Source organism: Marseilla massiliensis, from assembly GCF_016899855.1.
In the GTDB taxonomy this organism is placed as follows: domain Bacteria; phylum Bacteroidota; class Bacteroidia; order Bacteroidales; family Bacteroidaceae; genus Prevotella.
The window spans coordinates 1-13,082 of record NZ_JACJJG010000072.1; the positions used below are offsets into that span (position 1 = coordinate 1).

Sequence of the window (13,082 nt, forward strand, 5' to 3'; positions counted from 1 at the left end):
TTTTCAACTATAAAGGTACAAAATTTTTGCGAGATTACCAACTTTTTATCTTACTTCATTATCCCGAACTCGAGTATTAATTTTCGTAATGGCGGCAATATCCTTGCGCCATTCTTGAACCTGAATTTATCGATTCAAGTTCTTGTTTACCATCCGGTGATTGTGCTAGGACGGCATGGTGAATTATTTGATGTATTGTAATATGCGGCAAATCAGCTAATGAAAGGCGGTCTTTTACTGGCCGATATGCCGTCTTTTATATATCAAAAGGCCATGTTTTGTAATTTTATCGAGGCATGTTTTCTTTACTTTATGCTTTTTTGTACATGATATTTTGTCATTAGCAAAAATATGTTTAGCTTTGCATCACTGTGAACTTTAAATGCGTTAACTAATGAAACAGACTATTTTGGTAACCGGCGGCACTGGTTTTATCGGTTCTCATACCGTTGTAGAGTTGCAACAGGCTGGTTACAAGGTTGTAATTGTAGATAACTTGTCAAATTCAAGAGCCGACGTTGTTGACGGTATCGAAAAGATAACGGGTGTCCGTCCTGCGTTCGAGAACGTTGATTGCTGTGATTTCAAGGCCATGGATGACGTCTTTTCAAAATATGGAGACATAAAAGGCATAATCCATTTTGCCGCGAGCAAAGCTGTCGGTGAAAGTGTACAGAAGCCCCTCTTGTATTACCGTAATAATATAACGAGCCTGCTTAACATCCTTGAATTAATGCCACGTCATGGTGTTAAGGGTATAATATTTTCTTCAAGTTGCACTGTGTATGGACAGCCTTCGGCAGAGAACCTGCCTGTAACGGAGAATGCTCCCATACAGAAAGCGCTTAGCCCATATGGTAATACCAAGCAGATTAACGAGGAAATAATCCATGACTATATACATAGCGGGGCTCCAATCAAGTCCGTTATTCTAAGATACTTTAATCCTATCGGTGCCCATCCGTCAGCTCTTATCGGTGAGTTGCCTAACGGTACGCCTATGAACCTCATACCGTTTGTTACGCAGACAGCTATCGGTATACGTAAGCAGCTCAAGATTTTCGGTAACGATTATAATACTCCTGACGGCACATGCATACGTGATTATATTTATGTTGTTGATCTAGCCAAGGCTCATGTTAAGGCAATGGCTCGTGTGCTTGACAATGACGACACTGATGCTGTCGAGATTTTCAATATCGGTACAGGGCGAGGAGTCAGCACGTTAGAGGTAGTTGAAGGTTTCGAACGTGCAACGGGCGTCAAGGTAAATTGGGAATATGCACCTCGTCGTGAGGGTGATATAGAGAAAGTCTGGGCTGATCCGGAAAAGGCAAATACCGTGCTTGGATGGAAAGCTGAAACTAATCTTGACGATACGTTGCGCTCGGCATGGAAGTGGCAGCTTAAGCTTGATGAAGAATCAAAGCAAGGTAAGTAGACATAATTGCTTTTTTACCAGCTTTCTAAGCTAAGAAATAAATGACAGTGGACGGCACATTAATGCCGTCCACTGTCATTTATTTCTTATTGTTTGAGTATTTTACGTGATGAGGCTTGCGTCTTCTCACCATAACGGTTTTTGTTTTAGCAGTTATTTGCATAGCTTGGAATGAGCCTCTTTTCAAGAGGAATAATTTATATGTGTAGCTTTAATGATAAAAACAAGAATGCCGTGCCGCGGAGATTTGCGGCACGGCATTCATCGTTATGATTACTTAAACGCTATCTTTTCGACACGGCGTTGGTGACGTCCGCCTTCAAACGTAGTGGTAAAGAATGCATCAAGTATCTTCTCCGCAGTCTTGTTATCTATGAAACGGCCAGGGAGCACTAACACATTTGCGTCATTGTGTTGGCGGATAAGTCCTCCAACTTCTGGACACCAAGCCAGGCCGGCACGCACGTCTTGATGTTTATTCAGCGTGATAGCCATGCCTTCACCGCTTCCGCAGATAGCAATGCCAGGATACACGTCGCCATGTTCAATGCCCTCTGCCAGTGCATGCGCAAAGTCAGGATAGTCACAACTCATGTCGCTGTATGTGCCGTAGTCTTTGTATGGATATTCATGTTGTTCCAGATACTGTACAACAAACTTCTTTAACGGGTAGCCTGCGTGGTCGCTGGCTATTCCCACAGTCTTGATTTCCATGGCTTATTCCTCCATAAAAGATTTAACTTGTTTATATACATTCTCGGCGGTGTATCCGAGTTTTTCGTCCAATACTTTATAAGGAGCCGAGAATCCGAAGCTTGGCATTCCAAATACTTTTCCGTTGGCGCCTACAAGTCCTTCAAGAGTTACGGGCAAGCCTGCTGTCATACCGAAGATCTTAGCGCCTTTCGGAAGGATACTCTCTTGATATTCCTTGCTTTGGCATCGGAACAGTCCTTCACTTGGAACACTTACAATCCTTATTTTCAGACCGTCTTTGCGTAACAGTTCCGCTCCGGCAACAAGTGTTGATACTTCGGAACCGTCAGCCAGCAAAATAACATCGAAGTTATCGTCCGAGCCTGCAACTACATACGCTCCTTTGCGGGCTTGTTCATAATCATTGCCTACGGGAAGTTTTGCAATGTTCTGGCGAGAGAAAATCAATGCTGTCGGTGTTTCCGTGTTCTCCATAGCCATGGCCCAGCATACGGTAGTCTCGTCAGCATCGGCAGGACGGAATACGCGTACGCTGTCTTTACCGTGATGGTTTTTAAGTTTTTCCATCAGCCTGATTTGTGCTTCCTGTTCTACTGGTTCGTGTGTGGGGCCGTCTTCGCCTACACGGAATGCATCATGAGTCCAGATAAACTTGATTGGCACTTCCATCAATGCAGCCATGCGTACAGCCGGTTTCATATAGTCTGAGAATACGAAGAATGTACCACATGCAGGGATTACGCCTCCGTGGAGATACATACCGATACACATGCATGCCATCGTAAGCTCGCTAACACCTGCCTGGAAGAACGCTCCGCTGAAGTCGTCCTTGGTGAATGCTGTAGTCTTTTTCAGGAAGCCATCCGTTTTATCACTATTTGACAGGTCGGCAGAAGAGCATATCATATTAGGCACTTGTTCCGCGAGAACACTGAGGCAGGCTGCTGAAGCGGCACGTGTTGCGGAACCTTCCTTCTGTACCACTGCGTTCCAATCAACTTTGGGGGCTTTCCCGCTGAACCATTCTTTCATCTGCGCGGCTTTTTCCGGATTGGCTTTTGCCCATTCAGCTTCTGCCGCACGGCGTTCCGCAACAATCTTTTTAAGTTCTTCCGCGCGTCTTGCATAGAGTTCCTTAACTTCAGGGAATACCTGGAACGGATTGTCCGGATTGCCGCCTAAGTTCTTTATTGTATTTACGTATGCATCTCCTCCCAACGGTGCACCGTGTGTTTTTATACTATGCTCATAACTTGAACCGTCGTCTTTGAGTGCGCCTTTACCCATTACTGTTTTTCCGATGATAAGGGTAGGGCGGTGTTCTTCTTTCTGCGCTGCAGACAAGGCAGTGCGTATTTCGTCAGGGTCATTACCGTTTATTTTGATAACGTTCCATCCCCATGCTTTGTATTTAGCTTCAGTGTCCTCGTTCATTACGGCATTACATTCAGTCGAAAGCTGTATGTCGTTTGAGTCGTAGAACATAATGAGGTTGTTAAGTCCCAGCAGACCGGCAATTCTACCCGTACCTTGCGATATTTCCTCTTCTACACCTCCGTCTGAGATATACGCATAAATCTTATGCTGCATAACTTCTTTGCCGAGGCGAGCCTCAAGGAACTTTTCTGCGACTGCAGCTCCAGCGGCGAACGTATGGCCTTGTCCCAGAGGACCGGATGTATTTTCTATTCCACGGTTGATGTCGCGTTCGGGATGGCCGGGAGTAGGTGAACCCCACTGGCGGAACTCCGCAAGCTCTTCAGTCGTGAATTTGCCTTGCAGGCAAAGTGCGCTATAAAGCATGGGAGACATGTGTCCCGGGTCAAGGAAGAAACGATCACGGCCTTCCCATGAAGGGTTTTCAGGGTCGTAGACTAAGAATTCGGAGAATAACACGTTGATGAAATCTGCACCTCCCATGGCACCGCCAGGGTGTCCGGATTTTGCTTTCTCTACCATTGACGCAGCTAAAATTCGGATGTTGTCGGCTGCTTTGTTCATTAAGTTTTTGTCGTTCATTATATATAGTATTAAACGTTAGTTGCTTTATGGCGTGTTCTTATGGTATATATGACAACCTTGCTTTTACTTTAACTGTTTCCTACAGTCTTGATATTCCGATTTATGAGCGTTATCATTGCAAAGATAATTATTTTTTATGAGAATACAAAAGGAAAATTCGTCCAAACTTTCAGTAACTTAACATTTTGATACATTGCCGTTACATATTGTCTCTTTTTAATTAAAAATAGTCTCATTTTTAGTTCATGATGGATTTCAATCATTTTTCTTTGCCTTGTATTTTTATGGTTTGTACATCGTCTTGAGTATACATTCTGACTGTAATGAAAAGGTGGAATGTATTTAGTGGGCAGCTTGTATCTTATGCTATAATAATCGGTTTGACGTATACGTAAACCTGTATTTTGTTGATTCGGTAAATTGTTGATAGTCAGCAGAGTTGCGAAAGGCCGTGAATTGTTATGTAAAAGGGCGCCTCTTACATAACAAAAGGTGCTCTTTTATTCAATAAAAGGGCACCTTTTGACTTTGTGGTAGTCTGATGATTTTGCTTGAATGCCGGTTGCTAGTCGGCAATACACGCTAATGCATCAGGCGGTTTATTCATTAAATAATTGTTTTTCAGTAAACTCACCGAGTGTAGAATACTTTTTGTAAATCTCAGAATAGAGTTTTACGTTTTCTGGATTAGGCTTGTATTCTTTTGAGAATCCGCTGTTCATGTGTTGTATAGCGTCTTCTACTTTTGCGTATACTCCGGCAGCTGTTGCCGCAAACATAGCTGCGCCGAGAGCGCAAGCCTGGTCAGTATTGCATACTTTTATAGGCTTGTTTATGACGTCGCACATGGTCTGCATCACAAACGGTGATTTAAGTGCAATGCCTCCTATACCGATAACATTGTCTATTACGATACCTTCGTTTTCGAATCGGTCGACTATTGCCTTGGTGCCGTAGGCCGTGGCCTCTACGAGCGCACGGAAGATCAGTGGGGCTGTGGTGCCGAGTGTAAAGCCGGCTATAGTGCCTTTCAGCATTTGGTTGGCGTCGGGTGTGCGGCGACCGTTAATCCAGTCCGTTGCTATCATGGTGCTTTCGCTTACAGGAATTTTCTCCGCATCTTCGGTTAATTTGACAATTATCCTGTCGCATGTGTCTTCTATGATTTTGTCCACTTCCTCCTTGCTAAGTTTATTTTCGGCGGTTTGTGGCAAAATGCTGCGGACAGGATATTCGAGTATGCGCCTGAACATGGCATAAACGTCGCCGAAGCTTGATTGTCCGGCCTCGAGTCCTACCATTCCTGGTATTACGCTGCCGTCTACCTGGCCGCAAATACCCTTGATGCATTTACTTCCAATTTCGTCATATGACGCTACCATTACGTCACAGGTCGAGGTTCCGATAACACGTACAAGTGTATGTGGGGTTACGCCGGCTCCTACCGCGCCCATATGGCAGTCGTATGCACCGCCGGCAACGATTACGTTTTCGTTAAGTCCGAGTCGTTGTGCCCATTCCTTGCATAGATGTCCTACCGGTTTGTCTGCAGTCTCCGTTGTTGTGAACAGACGGTCGCGGAAGCCGGAAAGCTTTTTGTCGATGGATGTCAGGAACTCCTCTGGAGGGAGTCCTCCCCATTCTTCATGCCACATTGCCTTGTGTCCGCACGCGCAACGGCTGCGTATGATGTCTTTTGAGGATTTAACTCCTGTTAAGACGGCGGGCAACCATTCGCAGTATTCAACTATTGAATAAGCTCTTTTTGCCACCTCCGGGTCTTCACGCAAGATATGCAGAGCTTTGGCCCAGTACCATTCAGCCGAGTATATACCGCCTTCATATTTTATATAGTTTACGTCCGACTTGGCGCAAGCTTCGTTTATTTCCTCTGCTTCTTTTACGGCAGTATGGTCTTTCCAAAGAACGAACATTGCATTGGGATTCTCGGCGAATTCCGGCAGCATAGCCAGCGGTGTTCCGTTTTCATCGGTAAACGCCGGTGTGGAGCCTGTCGTGTCGAATGCAATTCCTACAACGTTCTCCGCAACGTCTTTTGCACATTGGCTCAAAGCGTCAGTGACAGTGGCTTCAAGTACTTCAAGATAATCTTTTGGGTGCTGCCGCCATTGGTTGGTCTTTGGGTCACAGTATAGTCCTTTTTTCCAGCGTGGATAATATTTCACGCTCGTTGCAAGGATTTCGCCGGTATTGGCGTTTACCACCAACGCGCGTGCCGAATCGCTACCGTAATCCAAACCTATAACGTATTTCTTCATGTTGACTAAGATTTTGGGTTCAGTATAAATAAAAGAAGCTATAGAGGCGGAGGCTTAGTGTCTGTATATAAATGTCATATAAATTTAATTGACTTATAGCCAAAGCCTCTGTAGCTTCTTTGAATTATGGAAAATTTAGAGTAATGCCTTGTTTAGCATGTAGTAAACTTCATTGAAGCGTAGTTCCTTGCGGAATTCGTCAACCTTGGTATTTTCGTTGATGAATACGCATTCAATACCTGCTATTTCGGCATAATCCTGCCAGTATTCATCTGTAAGGTCGTAAGAGAAGCAGCTGTGGTGTGTTCCGCCAGCATAAATCCAGCAGCCTGCGCCTACTTCGAAATTAGGCTGTGGTACCCAAAGTGCAGAGGCAACAGGCAGTTTGGGCAGCGGCTTCGGTTCTATGCATTTAACGTCGTTCACGATCATGCGGAATCTGTTGCCAAGATCTACAACGGTAGCTGTTACGCCTTTGCCGACTTTTGAAGTGAATACAAGTCTTGCTGTTTCGCTCTTTCTTACTCCGATACCGAGGAAATGAACCTCAAGACGTGGTTTCGCAGCTGCGATGAGTGGACTTACTTCCAACATGTGAGATTGCAGTATGGCGCTCTGCTCACCGTTGAAGTTGAGTGTGTAGTCCTCGAGGAACGAGCAACCGTTGTCCATGCCTTGTGTCATGAACCATACTGTGCGGTAGAGAGCAGCAGACTTCCAGTCGCCCTCAGCGCCGAAACCGTAGCCTTCAGCCATGAGGCGTTGTGAGGCGAGGCCAGGGATTTGGTCGAATCCCATTCCGGATTCCTCTACTGCTACGTCACCGAGATCGTCAAAGTTTGTTGTGAATCCTTTTGCGCCTTTAGCTTTCAGGATGGCACGTAAAGCAAGCTCTGCTTTAGCGGCGTTCCATACCTTCTTGTATGCTGTGGATGATTTGTCTTCAAGTTCAGAATCATGTTCATATTCTGTGAAATAGGTGGCAACAAGATTGTTGACATCCTCGTCATTTATAGCCTTGAAATATTCCAATACCTCGCTAAACGGACAATAATCTACATGATATCCGAGTACTTGTTCTGCTGCCACTTTGTCGCCATCGGTTACGGCAACGTTGTTCATCTGGTCTCCGAAACGTATGATAAGCATGTCCTGAGCGTCAGCCCATGCCGCGCACACACGTTCCCATACTGCTATATGCTCTTGGGTTTTCGCCTCTTTCCAATAACCAACAACGAGTTTCCTTCTTATACGCATACGTGCGATTATGTGGCCGAATTCACGGTCGCCGTGCGCGCTTTGATTAAGGTTCATGAAGTCCATGTCGATGGAATTCCATGGTATTTCATCGTTGAATTGTGTATGAAGGTGGAGTAGGGGCTTATGCAGGATCTGCAATCCGTGAATCCACATTTTTGCAGGAGAAAATGTGTGCATCCATGTTATTACACCGATACATTTCTTTTCATTGTTGGCAGCCGCAAAGAGTTCTGTTACTTCCTTGCTGCTGTTTGCCGTTCCTTTATATACAACCTTTATAGGCAGACGTCCGGAATTATTAAGGCCGTCAACCATTTCTTTTGAATGACCGTCTACTTGTGCTACTGCGTCACCTCCGTAAAGAAGTTGTGCTCCAGTTATGAACCACACTTCAAAGTTTTCAAATGCTTTAACCATAGTCCTTGATTTTATTAGTTATTTTATTAGTTTGCTATTTATATAATCACTTTTTCTTTTGTCCGTAATAAGCATTGGGGCCGTGTTTGCGGCTGAAATGCTTTTCAATGAGTAAAGGATTCATTGTCGTATCCGGATTGACGGAGAAAGATACAAAAGCCATCTTTGCCACTTGTTCCATGACAACTGCATTGTACACGGCGTTATCTGGATCTTTTCCCCATGAGAATGGACCGTGGTTCTTTACCAATACGCCGGGAGTGTGTACATAGTTCACATCCTTAAAGCGTTCGACGATAACCGTTCCTGTTTCTTTTTCATATTCGCCCATCTGCTCAGCCGTCATATCCTTCGTGCATGGAATTGCATCGTGAAAATAGTCTGCATGGGTTGTCCCTATATTGGGAATATCTTTGCCTGCTTGAGCCCATGCCGTAGCATAGGTGGAATGAGTGTGTACAATGCCTCCGATTTCAGGAAAGGCCCTATATAAAACTAAATGTGTAGGGGTGTCTGAAGAGGGGTTTAATTCTCCTTCAACAGTTTTACCTGTGAGTAGGTCAACAACAACCATATCCGATGCTTTCATTGTTTCGTAACTTACACCGGATGGCTTTATTACAACGAGACCTTTTTCCCTGTCAATACCTGACACGTTTCCCCACGTGAATATTACTAAATTGTGTTTTACCAAATCTAAGTTGGCCTTGAACACTTTTTCTTTAAGTTCTTCTAACATGGCTTATAATTTGAATATGGGGTCGTCTATATACGCCTGTTTGTTGAAGCGATAAAGTGCAGCCCCGCGTTTTGAAGTTATTTTGTCTATCTTGTCTGTTTTCTCAATATAATCGATAGTCTTTGTCCGCTTACGGAAATTGCGCTTGTCAATGTTTTCGCCGAGTATTGCCTCATATACATTCTGTAGCTGGGTTAATGTAAAAAGTGAGGGCAATAGGTTAAAACTTAGTGGCTCGGAGGAGATTCTCCTGCGTAGCAATGTAATAGCTTTGGTGACCATGTCGTTATGGTCGGAATATAATTCGGGTAGGTTTTCGAGATTTACCCATTCCACTTGATGCTCATTTAATAACTTTTGGTCATAATCCCTTACATTGATTAGGGCGCAATATGCTATTGAAACAACCCTTTCTCCAGGGTCACGGTCTATCGCTCCGAATGCACCTACCTGTTTCATGTAAAGGCCTCTGAGTCCGGTAAGTTCGTATAGTACGCGGTTGGCGGCATCGTCAAGGCTTTCATCTTCCTCGACGAAACCACCATATAGCGACCATTCGCCTCTTCCTGGATCCATGTGTCTTTTACCAAGAAGTAATTTTAACTTCTTGTCCTCAAATCCGAAAATGATACAGTCTACGGATACAAAGACTTTTGAATGTTCGTTATAATAAGTTGTCATTAATCAGTTTGGTATTTTCTGTATTTTCGTTGCCTGCCATACTCATGTCATGGCAGGCAACGACGCTGTTTGTAGACTCTTACCAGAAGTAAGCGTAGAATGCTGCACATAAAGCGATTACACCTAATGTTGCGATGATATCCCATTTGTTCCAGCTTTGCTTTATCAGTTTTTTGTAATCACCGGTAAATGTTATTGCTTCAATTTGTTGTGCTGTTGGCTTCTTCGTAAACATTGAGACGATAAACATCATAATGATGAGGAATACTAACAACCAGATCTCGAATATCAGCCAGTTCGTCTGCCAGAACCATGTAGTATTTTCCCAGAACCATCCGGTCATTTCGTTTGCTCCCGTGTTTGTAATAACGTTTGTAACTAAACGGAGCATTCCGATTAAAAATCCTACAATCATACCAGTCTGGCCGGCCATTGGTGTTATTCTTTTTGAGAATATACCTAATGCGAATACAGCTACCATTGCCGGTGCCAACAAGGACTGAATGCCTTGTAAATAGTTATACAAGTTGCCAAGGCTCATCATTACCGGTATCCAAGCCAAGCCTAATACAACAACTACTACTGTCGCAATGCGGCCGACAAGCACGTAAGTAGCTTCGCTTTTCCCCTTAAACATTGGTTTATAGAAATCCTCAGTGAACAGTGTCGCACATGAGTTGAAGAATGCGGCTAAGGATGTTACAAGAGCGCATATAAAACCAATCGTTACAATACCTTTCACTCCGGCAGGAAGCACATCTTTTACCATAACGGCAAATGCGGCATCTGTATTAGACAAATCAAATTCTCCACGTGACGCTAATGCTGCAGCTACCATTCCGGGTATTAAGAACATGAATACTGGCAAGATCTTAAAATATCCAGCAGCGATAGTTCCCCTACGTGCACGTTTCATGACAACATCATCGGCTTCACCCTTACGCTGGCCTAATACACGTTGTACAATGTGTTGGTCGGTACACCAATACCAAAAACCAATGATTGATGCTCCAATAAATACCCAAAAACCAGGATATTCTTTATACATAGGGTCACCTTCAGACCAGTGGAACATGTGGTTTGCTCCATATGCATGTCCGTCTGTGCCTATATTCATGGCATTTCGTGCATGATCCATCATCAATGTCCAACCCTCGGTTACGCTACCGTCACCCAATGCTGCGAGTCCGAGGAAAAGAACGAGAAATGAACCTATTATCAAAATCGGGGTTTGTATAGCGGAAAGTGTCATGACACCTTTCATTCCACCGAATACGGTAAAAATACCAGTTAGCACAATCAAACCTACAGCTCCATACCAGAAAGGCAATCCTAATAAGAATTCAAAGAAAATACCACCTGTATATGCGGTAACGCTTACTTTGGTAAGAATGTATGCGATAAGCGTGATAATTGACAGCCATGAGCCTGTTGCCGGTGTATAACGGTATTTTAAGAAATCAGGCATTGTAATGATTTTGCCCATTTTATTGTTAAGCAATTGATAGAATGGCACGAATAACCATCCCAATATAAGTATCATCCATCCCTGCATTTCCCAATGGGCCATGCCGACACCACTTTTTGCTCCTGTTCCGGCTAATCCGACAAGATGTTCAGAGCCGATATTTGCCGCGAAAATCGCTGCTCCAATTATGTACCATGGCTCACCTTTTCCAAATAGGTAGTCCTCACTGTCTGCGCCTTTTTGTTGACGTTTGTCCTTTTGAATGGCTCGATATACCATCCACCCGACCAGGAAAATTCCTACAAACAGAATCGCCCAGTCAAGCCAAATAAACTCATTTGTGTTCCAGTTCATTTTTTTTATTCTTATTAGTTCTTTATCAAGGTAAAGTTTGGATAAATATTTATTTTACGCTGAATTTATAAGCTACATGGCTGTAGTATTTTTCTCCAGGGTTTAAGTATGGTGAAGGCCAGTCCTTTTTGTTGGGAGAATCCGGATATTTTTGGCTTTCAAGACAAACAGACACATGTTTGGGATATTTTATCCCATGTTTGCATTTTACTCCTGTACCTTGGAAATTGCCCGTATATACTTGAACTCCAGGCTCGTTGGTAAACATTTCAAGCAGGATACCAGTTTTCGGAGAGTATAACGAGGCTGCTACAGTTTTGTCGTCACCCTTACCGTCTTTATATGTATTGAGACACCAGTTATGGTCATATCCTTCTGCGTTCTTGATTTGGTCGAATGTAGAGTCGTTGATTGTTTCGGCAATAACACGAGGTTTTCGGAAATCCATAGGCGTATTGGCTACAGGCTTAATCTCCCCCGTTGTCATGTAAGTTGAGTCTGCGGGGGTATAGTTGTCCGCATTAACGTACAATATCATGTTCGTACCTTCAGTTGATGGATCGCCGTTAAGGTTGAAATAACTGTGGTTTGTCATGTTTACCACCGTCGGTTTATCCGTCATAGCTTCAAATACGATATCAAGTGTATTGTTACTTAAGATTTTGTATGTAGTCTTTGCATTTATGGTTCCTGGGAAACCGTTATCTCCATCTGGAGATACAATGCTCAGCTCTAATGTAGAGTCATTAGGTTGTACGGCGTCGTAAACCTGATACATCCATCCTGATGGCCCTCCATGTAGACAGTGTCCAAAATTGTTTTGTGGAAGTTGGTATTCTGAATTATCAACAATGAGTTTACCTTTATTAATACGGTTGGCGTATCTGCCGACCGTTGAGCCGAAGTCGCTTGGACTATTGACTGAGTCGGCGTATTGTGCTATGTTATCGTATCCAAGAACAACGTCTATAGGGTTGCCCTTTTTGTCTGGTACAATTATGGAGACTACACGACCGCCAAAATTGGTTATACAAACTTCCATACCATTAGCGTTTCTTAATGAGTATAACTTTACAGGCTTTTTGTTAATAACAGTGTCGAAAGCTGTCGGATTAAGTCCTGAAGCGGTTAACGTTGCTTTTTTCTCTTCTGTGCAAGACGAAACTGCGCCTAACATTATTCCACAGATAACAATTTTTGATATTATGCCTTTCATCTTTTTTGATTATTAAGTTGTTTGGGTGTAAAATTACAATTTATTTTTGTACTTGCAATATAATGCTGGATATTTTAATTTATTAAAATGTTTTTTTTCAACTTTTAAATAAAGTGTTTTATAAGTTTTATTTATGACGTATGAATACGGTTCCTGTACTCTATTGCTAATTTGACGTGAGTTCGGTATAAGGTAATGCCTCATAAAGATAGAGTTTCATCCATTGTAGGGACATAATTTAACGTGAGTTCGGTATAATAATCTTATGCAATAAGCCTGCTTTTATCAATGATGTCAATATTGAGTGACGGTTTCTTAGGAAGCAGGTTGTATGTGATAAGCCCTGCAATCAGGTTGGAAGCAAATCCGTCAATGCTGCGGTGCCTGGTATGCTCAATGTAGCATACACTCTTGAGTTCGTCGTTGACGGTTTCAATGAGCGCCCTTTTCCGCAGCAGGATTTTGTCGTGCAGGTCCATGAGCGAGTT

11 protein-coding genes are annotated in these 13,082 nt (G+C 43.4%); 2 read left to right on the plus strand and 9 right to left on the minus strand.

All coding sequences use genetic code 11. The annotated features are described in order from the left end of the window. A partial coding sequence (locus H6A34_RS10770; RefSeq protein ID WP_205105519.1) for a hypothetical protein occupies window positions 1–201 on the plus strand: 201 nt, incomplete at its 5' end. 193 nt (window positions 202–394) lie between these two features. Continuing rightward, window positions 395–1,441: a UDP-glucose 4-epimerase GalE gene (gene galE, locus H6A34_RS10775; RefSeq protein ID WP_205105520.1), complete on the plus strand. Its 1,047-nt coding sequence runs from the start codon at window positions 395–397 to the stop codon at window positions 1,439–1,441. Between the two features lie 273 nt (window positions 1,442–1,714). Here the strand turns inward: galE and H6A34_RS10780 are convergent, their stop codons facing one another. The 9 genes from H6A34_RS10780 to H6A34_RS10820 all read right to left on the minus strand — a co-directional run. After that, window positions 1,715–2,155: an RpiB/LacA/LacB family sugar-phosphate isomerase gene (locus H6A34_RS10780; protein ID WP_021948650.1), complete on the minus strand. Its 441-nt coding sequence runs from the start codon at window positions 2,153–2,155 to the stop codon at window positions 1,715–1,717. 3 nt (window positions 2,156–2,158) lie between these two features. Then, window positions 2,159–4,177 carry a transketolase family protein gene (locus H6A34_RS10785; protein ID WP_205105521.1) on the minus strand — a complete coding sequence of 673 codons (2,019 nt, stop codon included), beginning with the start codon at window positions 4,175–4,177 and terminating at the stop codon, window positions 2,159–2,161. A 602-nt stretch (window positions 4,178–4,779) separates the two neighbouring features. Beyond that, complete coding sequence (locus H6A34_RS10790) at window positions 4,780–6,459, minus strand: ribulokinase (protein WP_205105522.1); 1,680 nt, start codon at window positions 6,457–6,459, stop codon at window positions 4,780–4,782. A gap of 135 nt (window positions 6,460–6,594) precedes the next feature. Then, window positions 6,595–8,136: an L-arabinose isomerase gene (araA, locus tag H6A34_RS10795; protein ID WP_205105523.1), complete on the minus strand. Its 1,542-nt coding sequence runs from the start codon at window positions 8,134–8,136 to the stop codon at window positions 6,595–6,597. A 46-nt stretch (window positions 8,137–8,182) separates the two neighbouring features. Further along, window positions 8,183–8,875 carry an L-ribulose-5-phosphate 4-epimerase gene (locus H6A34_RS10800; RefSeq protein WP_021948654.1) on the minus strand — a complete coding sequence of 231 codons (693 nt, stop codon included), beginning with the start codon at window positions 8,873–8,875 and terminating at the stop codon, window positions 8,183–8,185. Window positions 8,876–8,878: 3 nt separating this feature from the next. Beyond that, window positions 8,879–9,556: an NUDIX hydrolase gene (locus H6A34_RS10805; protein ID WP_021948655.1), complete on the minus strand. Its 678-nt coding sequence runs from the start codon at window positions 9,554–9,556 to the stop codon at window positions 8,879–8,881. 79 nt (window positions 9,557–9,635) lie between these two features. Next, the gene (locus H6A34_RS10810) at window positions 9,636–11,378 is read right to left on the minus strand and encodes a sodium:solute symporter (RefSeq protein ID WP_205105524.1); all 1,743 of its coding nucleotides are present in this window, start codon (window positions 11,376–11,378) and stop codon (window positions 9,636–9,638) included. 49 nt (window positions 11,379–11,427) lie between these two features. After that, window positions 11,428–12,594, minus strand: coding sequence for an aldose epimerase family protein (locus H6A34_RS10815; protein WP_205105525.1), 1,167 nt, complete (start codon window positions 12,592–12,594; stop codon window positions 11,428–11,430). 263 nt (window positions 12,595–12,857) lie between these two features. Then, window positions 12,858–13,082: transposase (locus H6A34_RS10820; protein WP_205105526.1), on the minus strand; the 225-nt coding region annotated here is incomplete at its 5' end.